At 70.1% G+C, this 15,703-nt stretch carries 19 protein-coding genes; 8 read left to right on the top strand and 11 right to left on the bottom strand.

Features of this window, described 5'->3' with window-relative positions:
- Positions 1 to 20: 20 nt before the first annotated feature.
- The gene (locus ACFWCK_RS07980; RefSeq protein ID WP_378805361.1) at positions 21 to 803 is read right to left on the bottom strand and encodes an ABC transporter ATP-binding protein; all 783 of its coding nucleotides are present in this window, start codon (positions 801 to 803) and stop codon (positions 21 to 23) included.
- Between the two features lie 16 nt (positions 804 to 819).
- Complete coding sequence (gene glgA / locus ACFWCK_RS07975; protein WP_378805360.1) at positions 820 to 2,004, bottom strand: glycogen synthase; 1,185 nt, start codon at positions 2,002 to 2,004, stop codon at positions 820 to 822.
- 46 nt (positions 2,005 to 2,050) lie between these two features.
- Here glgA and ACFWCK_RS07970 point away from each other — a divergent pair, with 46 nt between their 5' ends.
- The 3 genes from ACFWCK_RS07970 to ACFWCK_RS07960 all read left to right on the top strand — a co-directional run bounded on the left by ACFWCK_RS07970 (position 2,051) and on the right by ACFWCK_RS07960 (position 4,758).
- On the top strand, positions 2,051 to 3,295 hold the full coding sequence (locus ACFWCK_RS07970) for a glucose-1-phosphate adenylyltransferase (RefSeq protein WP_233309418.1): 1,245 nt from the start codon (positions 2,051 to 2,053) through the stop codon (positions 3,293 to 3,295).
- Between the two features lie 63 nt (positions 3,296 to 3,358).
- Positions 3,359 to 3,994, top strand: a complete 636-nt coding sequence (gene serB / locus ACFWCK_RS07965) for a phosphoserine phosphatase SerB (protein ID WP_378805359.1) — start codon at positions 3,359 to 3,361, stop codon at positions 3,992 to 3,994.
- A gap of 71 nt (positions 3,995 to 4,065) precedes the next feature.
- A complete protein-coding gene (locus ACFWCK_RS07960; protein ID WP_378805358.1) occupies positions 4,066 to 4,758 on the top strand; it encodes an alpha/beta fold hydrolase in 693 nt (230 codons plus the stop codon).
- A 28-nt stretch (positions 4,759 to 4,786) separates the two neighbouring features.
- Here the strand turns inward: ACFWCK_RS07960 and ACFWCK_RS07955 are convergent, their stop codons facing one another.
- Complete coding sequence (locus tag ACFWCK_RS07955; protein WP_378805357.1) at positions 4,787 to 5,497, bottom strand: beta-ketoacyl-ACP reductase; 711 nt, start codon at positions 5,495 to 5,497, stop codon at positions 4,787 to 4,789.
- 132 nt (positions 5,498 to 5,629) lie between these two features.
- On the opposite strand from ACFWCK_RS07955, the gene ACFWCK_RS07950 reads away from it, so the two are divergent.
- From ACFWCK_RS07950 to ACFWCK_RS07935, 4 genes are read left to right on the top strand one after another with little or no spacing between them, the layout of a single operon-like run.
- A complete protein-coding gene (locus ACFWCK_RS07950; RefSeq protein WP_378805356.1) occupies positions 5,630 to 6,211 on the top strand; it encodes a DUF4190 domain-containing protein in 582 nt (193 codons plus the stop codon).
- Between the two features lie 53 nt (positions 6,212 to 6,264).
- Complete coding sequence (locus ACFWCK_RS07945) at positions 6,265 to 6,621, top strand: DUF3099 domain-containing protein (protein ID WP_233309413.1); 357 nt, start codon at positions 6,265 to 6,267, stop codon at positions 6,619 to 6,621.
- Entirely contained in the window at positions 6,618 to 6,836 is a 219-nt protein-coding gene (locus ACFWCK_RS07940) for a hypothetical protein (RefSeq protein WP_233309412.1), read from the top strand. Before ACFWCK_RS07945 ends, ACFWCK_RS07940 begins: the two co-directional genes overlap by 4 nt.
- Positions 6,833 to 7,663, top strand: coding sequence for an SURF1 family protein (locus ACFWCK_RS07935; RefSeq protein WP_378805354.1), 831 nt, complete (start codon positions 6,833 to 6,835; stop codon positions 7,661 to 7,663). The genes ACFWCK_RS07940 and ACFWCK_RS07935 overlap by 4 nt, the downstream gene beginning before the upstream one ends.
- Before the next feature lie 51 nt (positions 7,664 to 7,714).
- Here ACFWCK_RS07935 and ACFWCK_RS07930 read toward each other — a convergent pair whose 3' ends face one another.
- The 4 genes from ACFWCK_RS07930 to ACFWCK_RS07915 all read right to left on the bottom strand — a co-directional run bounded on the left by ACFWCK_RS07930 (position 7,715) and on the right by ACFWCK_RS07915 (position 11,267).
- On the bottom strand, positions 7,715 to 9,313 hold the full coding sequence (locus tag ACFWCK_RS07930; protein WP_308192499.1) for an ABC-F family ATP-binding cassette domain-containing protein: 1,599 nt from the start codon (positions 9,311 to 9,313) through the stop codon (positions 7,715 to 7,717).
- A 105-nt stretch (positions 9,314 to 9,418) separates the two neighbouring features.
- On the bottom strand, positions 9,419 to 10,021 hold the full coding sequence (locus tag ACFWCK_RS07925; protein ID WP_378805353.1) for an energy-coupling factor transporter transmembrane component T: 603 nt from the start codon (positions 10,019 to 10,021) through the stop codon (positions 9,419 to 9,421).
- A gap of 9 nt (positions 10,022 to 10,030) precedes the next feature.
- Positions 10,031 to 10,708: an energy-coupling factor ABC transporter ATP-binding protein gene (locus ACFWCK_RS07920; protein ID WP_378805351.1), complete on the bottom strand. Its 678-nt coding sequence runs from the start codon at positions 10,706 to 10,708 to the stop codon at positions 10,031 to 10,033.
- Positions 10,698 to 11,267, bottom strand: coding sequence for a biotin transporter BioY (locus ACFWCK_RS07915; protein WP_233309408.1), 570 nt, complete (start codon positions 11,265 to 11,267; stop codon positions 10,698 to 10,700). Before ACFWCK_RS07915 ends, ACFWCK_RS07920 begins: the two co-directional genes overlap by 11 nt.
- Before the next feature lie 97 nt (positions 11,268 to 11,364).
- On the opposite strand from ACFWCK_RS07915, the gene ACFWCK_RS07910 reads away from it, so the two are divergent.
- The gene (locus ACFWCK_RS07910; RefSeq protein ID WP_378805349.1) at positions 11,365 to 11,937 is read left to right on the top strand and encodes a TetR family transcriptional regulator; all 573 of its coding nucleotides are present in this window, start codon (positions 11,365 to 11,367) and stop codon (positions 11,935 to 11,937) included.
- Here the strand turns inward: ACFWCK_RS07910 and ACFWCK_RS07905 are convergent.
- From ACFWCK_RS07905 to sufC, 4 genes are all read right to left on the bottom strand, one after another.
- Positions 11,900 to 13,336 (bottom strand): MFS transporter, encoded by a 1,437-nt coding sequence (locus ACFWCK_RS07905; protein WP_378805348.1) that lies wholly within the window; start codon positions 13,334 to 13,336, stop codon positions 11,900 to 11,902. The two genes, ACFWCK_RS07910 and ACFWCK_RS07905, sit on opposite strands and share 38 nt — an antisense overlap.
- Positions 13,333 to 14,508 (bottom strand): MalY/PatB family protein, encoded by a 1,176-nt coding sequence (locus ACFWCK_RS07900; RefSeq protein ID WP_378805347.1) that lies wholly within the window; start codon positions 14,506 to 14,508, stop codon positions 13,333 to 13,335. The genes ACFWCK_RS07905 and ACFWCK_RS07900 overlap by 4 nt, the downstream gene beginning before the upstream one ends.
- A 76-nt stretch (positions 14,509 to 14,584) precedes the next feature.
- Complete coding sequence (locus ACFWCK_RS07895) at positions 14,585 to 14,914, bottom strand: metal-sulfur cluster assembly factor (RefSeq protein ID WP_045252088.1); 330 nt, start codon at positions 14,912 to 14,914, stop codon at positions 14,585 to 14,587.
- Positions 14,915 to 14,923: 9 nt separating this feature from the next.
- On the bottom strand, positions 14,924 to 15,694 hold the full coding sequence (gene sufC, locus ACFWCK_RS07890; protein ID WP_233309404.1) for a Fe-S cluster assembly ATPase SufC: 771 nt from the start codon (positions 15,692 to 15,694) through the stop codon (positions 14,924 to 14,926).
- Between the last annotated feature and the right edge of the window lie 9 nt (positions 15,695 to 15,703).

Here is a 15,703-nt window from a genome sequence, read left to right as displayed (position 1 = left end):
CAAGGATCGATTCTAACAGATCAGGCGGCGCGGGCCGCGTAGCGCCCGTCGGCCCGGTCCAGAGAGATCGACATGCCGAACGCCTCGCTCAGAGCCTCCGCGGTGAGCGTCTGCTCGATCGGACCCGCCGCGACGATCGCACCGTCGCGCAGCAGCAGCACATGCGTGAATCCGACGGGGATCTCCTCGACGTGATGCGTCACCATGACCATGGCCGGCGTCGTCGGCGACTGGGCGAATCCGCCGAGCAGGCCCAGCAGCTCCTCGCGTGCGCCGAGATCGAGGCTCGCGCTGGGCTCGTCCAGCAGCAGCAGTTCGGGGTCGGTCATCACGGCGCGGGCGATCTGCACACGCTTCTGCTCGCCATCGCTGAGCGTGCCGAAATGGCGCTCGGCGAGGTGCTCCAGGTGCCACTGCTCGAGCACCCGCATCGCACGGCGCTCGTCGATCGACTCGTACGACTCGTTCCAACGACCCATGACCGAGTATGCGGCGGTCATGACGGTGTTCAGCACGGTCTCGTCCGCCGGGATCCGGCGCGCCATCGCCGAGGAGGCGAAGCCGATCCGGGGGCGGATCTCGAACACGTCGGTGCGGCCGAGGGTCTCCCCCAGGATGTCCACCTTCCCCTGCGTCGGGTGCATCAGCGTGTCAGCGAGCTGCAGGAGCGTCGTCTTGCCTGCGCCGTTGGGTCCCAGCACCACCCAGCGCTGGTCGTCCTCGACGGTCCAGGAGAGATGATCGACGATGTTGCGGCCGTCGCGGCGCACCACGACGTCCGAGAATTCGAGGACGGCAGACATGCGCCCAGCCTATCGGTCAGGCCGTGAGCTGCTCGTAGAGCGCCCTCGTCGTGTCGGCGATCGCAGCCCAGCTGAACTCCTCCGCGGCGCGACGCCGACCGGCCTCGCCATAGGCGCGCGCCTGCTCCCGGTCCGACACCACCTCGGTCAGCACCGCCGCGAGATCCGCCACGAACCGCTCCGGATCCACCGGCGTCCCCGTGCCGTCCTGCACCTGATCGATCGGCACCAGCCGGCCCGTCACGCCGTCGACGACGACCTCGGGGATCCCGCCCGTCGCGGTGCCCACGACCGCGGCACCGCAGGCCATCGCCTCCAGGTTCACGATGCCCAGCGGCTCGTACACCGACGGGCAGACGAACGTCGTCGCAGCCGTGAGGATGGCGGACAGCTCGTGGCGCGGCAGGAACTCCTCGACCCAGACCACTCCGGTGCGCGTCGCGGTGAGTTCGGCCACCAGACCGCGCACCTCGTCCATGATCTCCGGAGTGTCCGGCGCCCCTGCGCAGAGCACGAGCTGCACCTCGGGCGGCAGCTTCTCGGCGGCGCGGAGGAAGTACGGCAGGCCCTTCTGCCTCGTGATGCGACCGACGAAGACGACCGAAGGGCGCGACGGATCGATGCCGTGCTTCGCGAGCACGCCCGGATCCTCGACGGGCCGCCACGCATCGACGTCGATCCCGTTGTAGATCACGTGCACCTTCGCGGGGTCGACCTGCGGATAGGCCCGCAGGATGTCGTTGCGCATGCCCCCGCTCACGGCGATGATCGCGGCCGCGTTCTCGTAGGCGAGCCGCTCGATGCCGCTCGAGACGGCGTAGCCCCCGCCGAGCTGCTCGGCCTTCCAAGGACGCAGTGGCTCCAGGCTGTGCGCGGTGAGGACGTGCGGGATGCCGTGCAGCTGCGCGGCGATGTGCCCGGCGAAGTTCGCGTACCAGGTGTGACTGTGCACGACGTCGGCTCCTGCGATGTCCGGCACCATGTCGAGATCCGTGCCGAGCGTCTGCAGCGCGGCGTTCGCACCGGCGAGTTCGACGGGTGTCCGATAAGCCGTAACCCCCTGTTCATCCCGGTCCGCGCCGAACGCCCTGACCCGCACATCCACGCTTCCGCGCAGCGCTTTCACCAGTTCCGCGGCGTGCACCCCGGCCCCTCCGTAGATCTCAGGCGGGTACTCCTTGGTGATGATGTCGACGCGCATGTCCTGAAGGTAGTACATCGCGGCGACGGGGCTCTATGGTGGACGCATGTCGGCACCAAAGAAGGTTTTCGGGATCATCCTCGCCGGCGGCGAGGGCAAGCGACTCATGCCTCTGACGGCGGATCGGGCCAAGCCCGCGGTCCCGTTCGGCGGGCAGTACCGACTGATCGATTTCGCGATCTCCAACCTGATCAATTCGGGCCTGCGGCAGATCGTGGTGCTCACCCAGTACAAGTCGCACAGCCTCGATCGGCACATCTCGCAGACGTGGCGGATGTCCGCTCTGCTCGACTCCTACGTGACCTCGGTGCCCGCTCAGCAGCGTCTCGGTAAGCGCTGGTTCTCCGGATCCGCCGACGCGATCCTGCAGAGCCTGAATCTGATCCTGGACGAGAAGCCGGACATCGTCGTCGTGATCGGCGCCGATCACGTCTACCGGATGGACTTCACCCAGATGATCGAGGCGCACATCGCCTCCGGCGCACGGGCCACGGTCGCCGGCATCCGTCAGCCGCTCGCGCTCGCCTCGCAGTTCGGCGTCATCGACGTCGCGGAAGGCGACTCCGGCCGCATCAACGAGTTCCTGGAGAAGCCCTCCGATCCGACGGGGCTGCCGGACTCGCCGCACGAGGTGCTCGCGTCGATGGGCAACTACGTCTTCGACGCCGACGCTCTCATCGAGGCCGTCGAGGCCGACGGCGAGCTCGCCGGGTCCGACCATGACATGGGCGGCGACATCATCCCGTACTTCGTGAACCGCGGCGAGGCGGGGTTCTACGACATGAAGCAGAACGAGGTACCGGGATCCTCCCCGCGCGACCGCTCCTACTGGCGGGACGTGGGCACGATCGAGTCCTTCTTCGACGCGCACATGGATCTCATCTCGACCCTGCCGATCTTCAACCTCTACAACATGGAGTGGCCCATCCACTCCCAGGCGGTGAACTCGCCGCCGGCCAAGTTCGTGCGGGACTCCGTGGGGCGGATCGGCAATGCGATCGACTCCATCGTCTCGCTGGGATCCGTGCTCTCCGGCACGCACCTGGAGCGCAGCGTGGTCGGCCCCTGGACTCTCGCCGCCGGCGGATCGACCATCACCGACTCGGTGCTCTTCGATGGCGTGCGAGTGGGTCAGGGCGCGCGAGTGCACCGGGCGATCCTCGACAAGAACGTGGTGCTGCTCGACGGCGCGACGGTCGGCGTCGATCGCGAACGCGATCTCGAGCGCGGCTTCACGATCACGGAGACCGGGCTCACGGTCGTGGGGAAGGGCCAGCGCATCGAGCGGTGACCGCTCCCCTGCCGCAGCGTCACAGCGGCTCGGGCCTGCCGACGCGGCCGCTACGCTCGTCGGGTGACCACCGCGCGCTTCCTCGTCGTCCTCGATGCAGATTCCACGCTGATCCGCAACGAGGTGATCGAGCTCCTCGCCGAGGAGGCGGGGCGCCGCGCGGAAGTGCAGGCCGCGACCGAGGCCGCCATGCGCGGCGAGGTCGACTTCGCGACGAGCCTGCGCACGCGCGTCGAAGCACTGGCGGGCGTCCCCACGGCGGCGTTCGAGCGTGTGCGCAGCCGTATCGAACCCACCCCCGGCGTGCAGGAGCTCACCGCGGCGGTGCACGCGCGCGGCGGTGTGGTCGGCGTGGTCTCCGGGGGTTTCCACGAGATCCTCGACGCCGTCGCACCCGCCCTCGGTGTGGACCGGTGGCGCGCGAACCGTCTCGAAGTCCGGGGCGAGGCCCTGACCGGGCGGGTCGACGGCGCCATCGTGGACGCCGCGGCCAAGGCGGCCTCGCTGCGGGAATGGGCCGCGGAGCTCGGCGTCGCGCCCCGCGCCACGATCGCGATCGGCGACGGCGCGAACGATCTGCAGATGATGGCAGCGGCCGGGCTCGGGCTCGCCTTCAACGCCAAACCCGCCGTCCGCGCGAAGGCTTCGCTCGTCGTCGGGCGCGTGGATCTGTCCGAGGTCATCCCGCTGCTCCCCTGAGCACGCCCACGCCCCCGGCCTGGCGGCATCGACTCTGGCGCTTTGTCGGCGGACCTGCCTAGCGTGGACGCATGGACATCATCCTCGTTCCCGGCCTGTGGCTCGACGCCGATTCGTGGGAGCCGGTGCTCGCACCGCTCCGCGCCGCGGGACACGCACCGCGGCCGCTGACCATGCCCGGGGTCGGAGCCCCTGCGGCGGACTCGTCCGAGATCCGCATGAGCGATTGGGTCGATGCGGTGGTCGCCGCGATCGATGAGTCCGTCGGCGAGGTGGTGCTCGTCGGCCACTCCGGAGGCGGCAACGTCATCTGGGGCGCCGTCGATGCCCGCCCCGATCGTGTCCGCCGCGCCGTGTTCGTCGACACCGTGCCTCCGCCGAACGGAATCGGCATCAGCGAGTTTCCCGTGAGCGATGGCGTGATCCCGTTCCCCGGCTGGGACTTCTTCGACGCCGAGGACGTCGCCGATCTCGACGCGAGCACTCGCTCCGCCGCCGCGCGCACGGTGCGGAGCGTGCCCGCGCGTGTGCCGACGGATCCGATCGCGCTCTCCGACCCGCGTCGGTACGACGTCCCGGCGACGCTGCTCATGGGCACCCTCACGCAGGAGGCGCTCGAGGCATACCTCGAACAGTGGGGCTCCTACGGCGACGAGTACCGCAGCATCCGCGACGCCGAGGTCGTGCGCATCGGATCCGGCCACTGGCCGCAGTACTCGGTCCCCGATCGGCTCGCGGAGCTGCTGGTCGCGTCCGCGCGCTGAACCGCCGGGCTTCCCGCGGACCGCGGGTTCAGTGCCCCATGCCGAGGCCGCCGTCGACGGGGATCACCGCACCGGAGATGTATGCGGCGTCGTCGGAGGCGAGCCAGGTGACCACCCCGGCCACCTCGTCGGCCGAGGCGAAGCGCCCCGCGGGGATGCTGGCCTTGTACTGCTTCTGCGTGTCCTCGGGCAGCTCGGAGGTCATGTCCGTCTCGATGAATCCCGGCGCGACCACGTTCGCGGTGATGCCGCGGGCGCCGAGCTCGCGGGTGAGGGAGCGGGCGAAGCCGACCAGCGCGCTCTTCGACGCGGCGTAGTTGATCTGACCCGCGGAACCGTAGAGCCCGACCACGCTGGAGATGAGGATGACCCGGCCGAACCGCGCCTTGAGCATCCCCTTCGACGCGCGCTTCACGACGCGGAAGGATCCGCCCAGGTTCGTCGAGACGACGCTGTCGAAGTCGTCCTCGCTCATCCTCAGCAGGAGCGTGTCCTTGGTGATGCCGGCGTTGGCGACGACGACCTCCACAGGTCCGAGCTTCTGCTCGACCTCCGTGAACGCCGTGTCCACGGCCGCGGCGTCGGTGACGTCGGCGCGCACGGTCAGCGTGCCCTCGGGTCCTTCCCCGCTGCGGGCGGTGACGGCGACGCGGTAGCCGTCACGCACGAAGCGCTCGGCGATCGCGCGACCGATGCCGCGGTTTCCGCCGGTGACGAGGACGACGCGATCAGTGCTCATGCGGGGCTCCCAAGATTCGAGGTGTACGGCACGCAAGCCTATCGAGCAGAAGTGGCGGCAGGAATTGACAGAGCACCGGTGGCACGGAAATCTGTGAGGTGACCATCCGTGTGATCGACCGCGAGGAACAGCATGAGCAACGACAACGGCGGGATCCCGCCCCAAGGCCAGCAGCCCCCCGCCTATCCCGGTGCGCCGGTGCCCCCGCAGCAGCCGGCCTACCCTGCCGCCGCGCCCGCCCCGCAGTCACCGGTCCCGCCGGCTCCGGCCTACCCGGCTTCGGCTCCCCAGCAGCCGGGCGCCCCCGCCTACCCCGGTGCCGCCCCGCAGCAGCCGGCCGCGCCGTCCTATCCGGGTGCCGCACCGGCGTCTCCCGGGTATCCGGCGCCGTCGTACGCGCAGCCCTACGGGCAGCCCTACCCCGCGCCGCTGAAGTCGAACGGTCTCGCGATCACGGCTCTCATCTGCGGCATCGCGGGTGTGCTCCTGTGCTGGCTCGCCTACATCGTCATCCCCTTCCTCGCGTCGGTCACCGCGATCATCACGGGCCACATGGCGCTCGGGAAGATCAAGCGCGACGCCGCGCTCGGCGGCAAGGGGCTGGCCATCACAGGCCTGGTGCTCGGCTACGTCGGCGCGGTCCTCAACCTGCTCATCGGGGTCGGCTTCCTGCTGCTCATCGCCTACGGAATCTCGCAGGGCAGCAGCTACTGATCCGATGCCCCGCGGCGTCCGGCCCGGTCGCGGCGGCGTAGGCTGGAGTCATCGTGAGAAGGACTCCTGACGCCGCCGTGACCTCCCTGCCGCGCGCACCGCGCGACGAGGCGAGAGACCGCGTGCGCCATTACGTCATCACGATGTCGATCCGCATGATCTGCTTCGTGCTGATGTTCGTGGTGCAGCCGATGGGGTGGTGGACCTGGGCTTTCGGGATCGCCGCCGCGGTGCTGCCGTATATCGCGGTCGTCTTCGCCAACGCCGGTGACGACTCCGTGCCCACCGGGGTCGAGTCCCCGCGGATCGAGATCGAGGCTCCCGCCGAAGCGGCGCCCTCCGCGTCGCAGGAACCCCCGGTGATCACGATCGCCGAGACCGTCGCGCATCCGGCCGAGCCGCGCTCGTGAACGCCCCGGATCCTGCCCTGAAATGCTCGCGTGCCGGCTGCCGGGCGGCGGCGACCCATCGCATCGTGTGGCGCAACCCGCGAATACACGGACCCGAGCGCGAGAAGGTCTGGCTCGCGTGCGGCGAGCACCTGAGATTCCTGTACGACTACCTGCGCGCCCGCGACTTCCCGGCGCGCATCGACACGGCCGTGGGTGAGGGCGAACCCGAATGATGCGACAGCGCCTGCTCCGCTGGAGCGCCTACCTCGCCGTCGCGATCGTCTTCGCGATCGTGTGCGCCTATCTGTCGAATTGGCAGTTCTCGCGCAACGACGGCCGACAGACACAGCTCGAACTGGTGCAGCAGAACTACGACGCCAAGCCCGTCCCCCTCGATCAGCTGCTCGCCCCCGGGGAGCCCCTCCCGGAGAAGTCGCAGTGGCACCCCGTGCAGCTGCACGGGCGATACGAGCCGTCGGGTCAGCTCCTGGTGCGCAACCGCCCGCACGGCGGCACCAGCGCCTTCGAGGTGCTCGTGCCGTTCCGCACGGATGACGGGCGCGTCTTCATCGTGAACCGCGGGTGGGCCATCGCCGGAGACGGATCCGACGTGCCGACGTCGATACCCGCGCCACCCTCGGGAGAGACCACGGTCATCGCCCGGCTGCGTCCGGCCGAGCCTCTCCCGCCGTCCGGCCGTGGTGCGCCCGAAGGGCAGGTGCCCAGCATCAACCTCGCCCTCGTGGCGGACAAGATCGGTGGCGGCAGCGCAGTCGACACCGGGGCCTACGGGGAACTCGTCAGCGAATCCCCCGCGCCCGCCACGCGCCCGCACGCCTTCGAGGCGCCGTCCGACGACCCGGGCCCGTTCCTGTCCTACGCGATCCAGTGGATCCTGTTCGCGATCATGGGCTTCATCTTCATCGGCTACGTGATCCGCACCGAGGTCCACAAGCACCGCGACGAGGCGGCCGGACGGCCCCCACGGGGCCCCCGACGCCGCCGCGACCGCGACATGGACGACGAGGACGCGCTGCTGGACGCCGTGGAGCCGCGCTGATCCTCTCGCCTGCGCACCCGGGTCGCCCCGGGGGTCGGCAGCGAGCGAGGCTCAGGCGAGCTCGATGAGGTCCTGGTAGTCCTTCGACCAGATGTCCTCGACGCCGTCGGGCAGGATCAGGACGCGCTCCGGGTTCAGCGAGGCGACGGCGCCCGGGTCGTGCGAGACGAGCACCACGGCACCCTCGTAGTGCGCGAGCGCACCCAGGATCTCCTCGCGGGACGCCGGGTCGAGGTTGTTCGTGGGCTCGTCGAGGAGCAGCATGTTGGCCGAGGAGACGACCAGCGTCGCGAGGGAGAGGCGGGTCTTCTCCCCTCCGGAGAGGACGCCGGCGGGCTTGAGCACGTCATCACCGGTGAACAGGAAGGATCCGAGCACCTTGCGCGCCTCGGTCTCGTTGATGTCGGGCGCGGCCGACATCATGTTCTCCAGCACCGAGCGCGACACATCGAGGTTCTCGTGCTCCTGCGCGTAGTAGCCGACCTTCAGGCCGTGCCCCGGTTCGAGCTGGCCGGTGTCGGGCTCGTCGACGCCGGCGAGGATCCGCAGCAGTGTCGTCTTCCCGGCGCCGTTGAGGCCCAGCACGACCACCTTGGAGCCGCGGTCGATCGCCAGGTCGACGTCGGTGAAGATCTCGAGCGAGCCGTACGACTTCGACAGTCCTGAGGCCATGAGGGGGGTCTTCCCGCACGGGGCGGGCTTGGGGAACCGCAGCTTGGCGACGCGGTCGACCTGACGTACCTCTTCGAGACCGGCGAGCAGCTTCTCGGCGCGAGCGACCATCTGATGCGCGGCGGCCGCCTTGCTGGCCTTCGCGCCGAAGCGCGCGGCCTGCTGCTGCAGAGTCGTCGCCTTCTTCTCGGCGTTGGCGCGCTCCTTCTTGCGCCGCTCCTCGTCTGCCACCCGCTGGCGCAGGTAGTTCTTCCAGTTCATGTTGTAGATGTCGATCATCTGGCGGTTCGCGTCCAGGTAGAACACCCGGTTCACGGTCTCGCCGACCAGCTCGACGTCGTGGCTGATCACGATCAGCCCGCCCTTGTAGCCCTTGAGGAACTCGCGCAGCCAGACCACACTGTCCGCGTCGAGGTGGTTGGTGGGCTCGTCCAGGATCATCGTCTCGGCGTCCGAGAACAGGATCCGGGCGAGCTCGATGCGCCGGCGCTGACCACCGGAGAGCGTCTTCAGCGGCTGGTCGAGGATCCGGTCCGGCAGCGAGAGATTGTTCGCGATCGACGCGGCTTCGGCCTCGGCCGCGTACCCGCCCAGCGCCTCGAACCGCTCGGTGAGGTTGCCGAAGCGCTTCATCGCCTTCTCGGCGACGGCCGGGTCGGCGGAGCCCATCTGCTCGGACGCCTCGCGCATGCCCAGCTGCAGGGAGCCGAGGCCGCGCGCGTCGAGGATCCGAGTGCGCGCGAGCATCTCCGGGTCTCCGGAACGCGGGTCCTGCGGCAGATAGCCCAGCTCGCCACTGCGCTCGACCTTGCCGTCGGCGGAGATCAGGTCCCCCGCCAGCACCTTCGTCAGTGTCGTCTTGCCGGCGCCGTTGCGGCCGACGAGACCGATCTTGTCGCCATCGGCGACGCGGAAGGAGACGTTCTCCATGAGGAGACGCGCTCCCACGCGGATCTCGAGGTCGTGCACGGCGAGCACAGCGGACGTCCGTTCTTCAGAGGGGGGTGAGCGGCCGGATGGCCAGCCCCCCAGTATAGGACGCGCGACGGGACCGGATCTGCGTGTCCGCGGCGGGAGGGACGCTCATCCGAGTCCGCGCGCCGCGAGAGCCTCCCCCACCGCGTCCGCGTGCCGAAGGGTGCGCACGAGCAGCGGAACCGCCACCCTCGGTCCCAGTCGCACGCCTCGGGCGTCCTGGGCCTCGCGGACGGCGCGCACGAAACCGCCGACGACCGGAACCATGGTGAGGGTGAGCGAGAGCACCAGCGCGACCGATTCCGCATCGACGCCGAGCGGCCGCAGTGGTCTGAGGAGCCGCGCGATGACCGCCATCAGGGCGCTTGTCGAGGTAGTACGGGTGAGCAGCTCCGCGAGCAGCAGGAGCGCCACGAGTCTTCCCGTGTTCACGATCGCCGCCGGCACCCCGACGAAGACCACGAGTGCCGCGCCGAGGATGAGCACGAGCCACCGCAGGCGCCACCATGCCTGTCCCAGGGCGCGCAGGCCGAGTCCCGCGAGCAGGAACAGCGCACTGACCGCCACCACCGCGCCGCATGCGACGACAGCGGCCCCCTGCGTCGCCGGGAGGAACGAGAGGACGAGCGCGCTCAGTGCCAGCAGCGCGAGCTTCACTCCGGCGGGTGTCCGGTGCAGGAAGCCGGATCCGGGACGGTAGAGCGAGATCATCGCGATGCCTCAGGCGCAGACCTGCAGGTACGCCGAGATCACATCGTCGGGCGCGCCCTGTGCGAGCACCCGCCCCTGCTCGATCAGCACGACCTCATCGCAGCGTCGGGCCAGGTCGAGGTCGTGGGTGACCAGGACGAGGGGCATCTCCAGCTCCAGCAGGGCATCGCCGATGCGACGGCTGTTGCGGAGGTCCAAGCGCGTGGTGGGCTCGTCGGCGACCACGAGATCCGGACGGCCGATCAGCACGGACGCCAGCGCCAGCAGCTGCTTCTGGCCGCCGGACAGCTCCGTCGCCGGCGCGTCGCGCAGCGCCCCCAGGCCGCACCATTCCAGCGCCTCCTCCACGCGCGCGGTGCGCTCCGGTGCGGGGACATCGCGCAACGACAGCGCCAGGTCCTCGGCGGGCGTCGGCATCAGGATCTGCGCGTCCGGATCCGCGAACACGAATCCCACTCTGCGTCGCACGTCCCGCGTGTTCCGCACCGGATCGAGCCCGGCCACGCGCACCGACCCGGTGGTCGCCACATGAAGCCCGTTCAGCAGCCGGACCAGACTCGACTTGCCGGATCCGTTCGCGCCGATCACCGCGGTCCGTCGCGCGGTCAGCCGCAGCGAGACGTCCTCAAGGATCCTCCGCCCGTCGAGGTGCAGCGAGACCGCGCTCAGCTCGACGTCAGGCGACACGCGCGGTCGTCCGCAGGAATGCCCGCGGGTACGCGCGCTGCAGCGCGACGCACAGCACGGTGGCGACGACCGCCTTGAGGAGATCGCCCGGGAGGAACGCGAGACTCGACAGCGCCGTCACCCCGAGCGGCACCCCTGTGGCGAACGCCTGCACGGGGATCCCGAACAGATACACGACGCCGATCCCGCCGAGCACCGCGGCGAGACCGGCTCGCCACCACGTGACACGTCGCGCGCCCATGATCAGTCCGATCACGACGACACCCGCGAGCCAGCCGAGGAGGTAGCCGGCGCTCGGCCCGGCGAAGACCGCGAGGCCGCCTCGTCCGCCCGCCAGCACCGGGAGGCCGACCGCGGCGAGAGCGAGCACGGCGAGCACCGACAGCGGGGCCAGACGCGGACCGAGGATGAGTCCTGCGAGCATCACGCCGAGAGTCTGCGCCGTGATCGGCACGCCCCCGGGCAGCGGCACGATCACCAGCCCCAACGCGATGATCAGTGCGGCGAAGACGGCGATGCGGGCGGCGTCCGCGCCCCAGGGCCGGGAGGTCGAGGTCATGGGTTCCCCTTCGGATGTGCATGCGCGACGGATCCGGGCCGGCCGGCGCGCTACCTGAACAGTGTTCACCTGAACGCCGTTCAGTATACTCATCCGCATGACTCCCCCGCGCACCGGACGCCACGACCGCGATCACATCATCGGCGTCGCGCTCGACCTGCTCGACCGCTACGGCTTGCCCGATCTCACGATGCGCCGTCTGGCCACGGAGCTCGACGTGCAGCCCAGCGCCCTCTACTGGCATTTCGACAGCAAGCAGGACCTGCTCGCGGCGGTGTCGGACCGGATCCTCGCAGGCATCCCCGATCCGGCACCCGGCGACGACCTGCTCGGTGCAGCGCACGCGGTGCGGGATGCACTGCTGTCGTACCGCGACGGCGCCGAGATCGTGATGAGCTCCGCGGCGCTGCGCCCAGGGAACTCTCGCGCGGAGGACGCGCTCCGCGCCGTGCTGTCGCCGACCGTTCCCGATGCAGACCTCGCGGCGACGGCCGTGCTGCAGTTCGTCCTGGGCCACACCACACTCGTGCAGCAGCGCATGCACGGCGAGAGCTACGGCGCTGCGAGCTCCACGGAGACCCTGGACGGGCACGGCCGCGACGCGGCGGTGTTCGATGCGGGCATCGCCCTGCTCAGCCGCGGAGCGGATCGGACGCCGGCACCGCGCTGACGGCATCTGCACGGGCTGCCCCGGGCCCGTCCCCGATGCGCAGTCCGGGGAGCACCGCGATCAGGATCGCCGCAGCCGAGACGGCGAAGACCACGGGGAATCCGGAGCCGGCGATCGGCAGGCTCACGAAGAGCAGCCCGGCGAGGGCGATCGTCACCGCGGAGCCCGTCGAATCCGAGATCGAGAGCGCCGACGAGTTGAACCCCTCGTCGACCGGCGTCGAGTAGGCCAGAGTGAGCACGTTCAGACGGGGGTAGAGCAGCCCGACGCCGCCGCCCGCGATCCCCCAGAGTGCCACGACGGCCCACGGCATCGATCTCGACACGGCCAGGCCGATCAGCCCGAGGAGCGAGACCGACAGCAGCGCCAGGCCGATGACGACCATCCGCCGGCTGCCCAGTCTCTCGCCGTACCGGCCCTGCACCGCGGACGCACCCGACCAGGCGAGCGCAGACATGGTCAGGGCGAGTCCCGCGATCGTGGGGCTGAACTCGAACCGCTCCATGAGCATCCTCGGAACGTAGGCCTCGGCCGCGAAGAAGGCGCCCGCGACGAGCCCCCGCATCAGCACGACGCTGGGAAGCCCCGGTGCCGCGCGCAGCGTGCCGGCCGGCAGCAGCGGCCGGATCGCGAGAGCGATCGCGACGATGGCCGCGAGTGCGACCGGCCAGCCGATCTCCGGGGCGGCGTCGGAGGCGAACCCCACGGCGACAGCGGCGACTGCGACGACGACGGCGAGCAGGATCCGCACCCCGATCCGCCCGGCGGACGGCGGCGCAGGATCCTCGCCGCTGGGGTCCCGATGCGTGCGCAGGTCGACCGCGCGGAGCCGGACGATGACCAGCAGGAAGGCGATCACGTTCAGCACGGCGACGCCGAGGAAGGTCCAGCGCCAGTGCAGGAACTGCGCGACGGCGCCGGCGAGGAACGGGCCGATCATCGACGGGACGACCCAGGCGGCCGCGAAGGCGGCGAAGATGCGCCCGTGCAGCGACGGCGGGTAGACGCGGGCCACCACGACATACAACGCGACCGTCTGTCCGCCGCCGCCGAGCCCCTGGATGAGCCGGCCCAGGACCAGCGTGTACATGTCCGTGGCGGCACCCGCGATCACCAGACCCACGATGAACAGCGCGACCGCGGTGTACAACGGCGCCCGCGGTCCGGCTCTGTCACTCCACGCCCCGCTCGCCACCATGCCGATGACCCCGGTCGCGAGGGTCCCGGCGAAGGCCACCGCGTACAGCGCGTCGCCGTGCAGATCCGCCGCGACCAGGGGCATGACCGTGGTCACGGCCAGCGCCTCGATCGCACCGAGGAAGATGAGCACGACGGACCCGACCGTGATGCCGAGTCGATGCCGGTCCCAGATGGTCGCTGCGGCGACCGGTGCCGTCACCGCTGCACCAGCGCTGCGATCCGGAGCACTGCTTCGCTCAGCACTTCCGGCGAGCAGCCCAGGTTGATGCGGACGTGGCCACGACCTTCCACGCCGAAGGTCGGGCCGCGGTTGAGCGCGACCTTCGCCTCGCGAAGGATCCGGCCGGCAGGGTCGTCCCCCCAGCCGAGGTCACGGAGGTCGACCCAGGCGAGGTAGCCCGCGTCCGGCAGGCGGTAGCGCGCGCCCGGGATGTGCTCGGCGAGCAGACGACCGAGCAGGCGCCTGTTGTCGTCGAGGGCGACGAGGAGCCCGTCCAGCCAGGCGTCGCTCGCCGGGTCCCAGGCAGCCACGGCCGCCATCGCGCCGAAGAGTCCTGTGCGCCACTCCACCTCGGGCGGGAGCCCGCGCACCACGGCGGCGGTCTGCTCACTCGCGGTGACCATCACCGCGCACTTCAGGCCGGCGAGGTTGTACGCCTTGCTCGCGCTGGTGACCGTGTAGCCGACCTCCGCCGCGAGCGGCGACGCGGCGAGGAACGGGGTGTAGTCGATCCCCGGCTGCACCAGGGGCGCGTGGATCTCGTCGCTCACCACGACGGCACCGTGCGCGGAGGCGATCTCCGCCAGGCGCGCCAGCACGGCGTGGCTGTGCACCGTGCCGGTGGGGTTGTGCGGGTTGCACAGCAGCACGGCGCGCGCGCCGTCGGCGAGAGCCCGATCGATGCCGTCGAGGTCGAGCGTCCAGGATCCGTCCGCGTCGACGAGCGGAACGCGCTCGACGACGCCGCCGGCCTCCTCGATGCAGTCGAAGAACGGCGGGTACACCGGCGGCGCCACGACCACCCGGTCTCCCGGAGCCAGCACCGCACGCAGGATCTCGACGACGCCCATCATCACGTCGCACGTGGACCTGATGTGGGCGGGCTGCACACTCCAGCCGAAGCGACGCTGCGCATACGCGACGAACGCATCCCGGAGACCGGGGTCCGGAGGGGTGTACCCGGTGTCGCCCTGCTCGACCGCTTCGTGCAGGCGCCGGGTGATCGCGTCGGCGAGGGGGAAGTCCGTCTCCGCCACGAACAGCGGCAGCACGTCGTCAGGATACGTGCGCCATTTGGTGCTGGAGCGGCGGCGGAGCTGATCGAGCGGCAGCGCCCGGAGGGCTGCGGTGCGTGCGGCGGCGAAGGTCACCCTTCGAGCCTATCGACGCGGGAACGCCGAAGGGCCCGACCCCGTCATACGGCGTCAGACCCTTCGATCCTGCGTGTCAGATCGCGAAGCCGAGCGCGCGCATCTGGTCGCGGCCGTCATCGGTGATCCGCTCCGGACCCCACGGCGGCATCCAGACCCAGTTGATGCGGAATCGGTCGACGACATCGTCCAGCGCCTGACCGGTCTGCTCCTCGAGCACATCGGTCAGGGGGCACCCGGCGCTCGTGAGCGTCATGTGGATGACGAGGGCGTCGTTCTCCTCGTCCCAGGAGAGATCGTAGATGAGGCCGAGGTCGACGACGTTGATCCCGAGCTCCGGGTCCACGACGTCCTTGAGCGCCTCGGTGACCTCGTCGTACTTCTCTCCGGTCAGCGTTGCCGTCATGCCTTCAGCCTACGCTTCGATGGGAGCGGCGGGGTCGAGGAAGCGGTCGTAGCCCTCATCCTCGAGACGGTCGGCGAGCTCCGCACCGCCCTCTTCCACGATCTTGCCGGCGACGACCACGTGCACGTAGTCGGGGCGGATGTAGCGCAGGATGCGCGTGTAGTGCGTGATCAGCAGCACGCCGAGGTTCGTGTGCTCCTTCGCGCGGTTGACACCCTCGGAGACGATCTTCAGAGCGTCGACATCGAGGCCGGAATCGGTCTCGTCGAGCACGGCGATCTTCGGCTTGAGCACCTCGAGCTGGAGGATCTCGTGACGCTTCTTCTCTCCACCGGAGAAGCCCTCGTTGACGTTGCGCTGTGCGAACTTCGGGTCCATGCGCAGGTTCGCCATCGACGCCTTGACGTCCTTGGTCCACTGGCGGATGGAGGGTGCCTCGCCATCCAGCGCGGTCTTCGCCGTGCGCAGGAAGTTGGTGACCGTGACGCCGGGGATCTCGACCGGGTACTGCATGGCGAGGAACAGGCCGGCGCGGGCGCGCTCGTCGACGCTCATCGCGAGGACGTCCTCGCCGTCGAGCGTGATCGAACCGCTGGTGACGGTGTACTTGGGGTGGCCGGCGATCGTGTACGCGAGCGTCGACTTGCCGGACCCGTTCGGGCCCATGATCGCGTGGGTCTCCCCCGTGCGCATGGTGAGGGTGATGCCGTTGAGGATCGGCGTGGTGCCCGCCTCGGTCTCGACGGTGACGTGCAGATCGGTGATCTCCAGGACAGTCATGGATGGTTC

It is taken from the genome of Microbacterium sp. NPDC060117, from assembly GCF_042729315.1.
Classification (GTDB): Bacteria; Actinomycetota; Actinomycetes; order Actinomycetales; family Microbacteriaceae; genus Microbacterium.
Note: the sequence above shows the minus strand (reverse complement) of the source record. Positions and strands in the feature narration are given on the sequence as shown.

Excerpts from the sequence above, each read along its gene's own strand:
- ACFWCK_RS07980 (WP_378805361.1), bottom strand. The coding sequence starts at position 803 with ATGTCTGCCGTCCTCGAATTCTCGGACGTCGTGGTGCGCCGCGACGGC.
- glgA (WP_378805360.1), bottom strand. The coding sequence starts at position 2,004 with ATGCGCGTCGACATCATCACCAAGGAGTACCCGCCTGAGATCTACGGA.
- ACFWCK_RS07970 (WP_233309418.1), top strand. The coding sequence starts at position 2,051 with ATGTCGGCACCAAAGAAGGTTTTCGGGATCATCCTCGCCGGCGGCGAG.
- ACFWCK_RS07960 (WP_378805358.1), top strand. The coding sequence starts at position 4,066 with ATGGACATCATCCTCGTTCCCGGCCTGTGGCTCGACGCCGATTCGTGG.
- ACFWCK_RS07955 (WP_378805357.1), bottom strand. The coding sequence starts at position 5,497 with ATGAGCACTGATCGCGTCGTCCTCGTCACCGGCGGAAACCGCGGCATC.
- ACFWCK_RS07950 (WP_378805356.1), top strand. The coding sequence starts at position 5,630 with ATGAGCAACGACAACGGCGGGATCCCGCCCCAAGGCCAGCAGCCCCCC.
- ACFWCK_RS07935 (WP_378805354.1), top strand. The coding sequence starts at position 6,833 with ATGATGCGACAGCGCCTGCTCCGCTGGAGCGCCTACCTCGCCGTCGCG.
- ACFWCK_RS07925 (WP_378805353.1), bottom strand. The coding sequence starts at position 10,021 with ATGATCTCGCTCTACCGTCCCGGATCCGGCTTCCTGCACCGGACACCC.
- ACFWCK_RS07915 (WP_233309408.1), bottom strand. The coding sequence starts at position 11,267 with ATGACCTCGACCTCCCGGCCCTGGGGCGCGGACGCCGCCCGCATCGCC.
- ACFWCK_RS07910 (WP_378805349.1), top strand. The coding sequence starts at position 11,365 with ATGACTCCCCCGCGCACCGGACGCCACGACCGCGATCACATCATCGGC.
- ACFWCK_RS07895 (WP_045252088.1), bottom strand. The coding sequence starts at position 14,914 with ATGACGGCAACGCTGACCGGAGAGAAGTACGACGAGGTCACCGAGGCG.
- sufC (WP_233309404.1), bottom strand. The coding sequence starts at position 15,694 with ATGACTGTCCTGGAGATCACCGATCTGCACGTCACCGTCGAGACCGAG.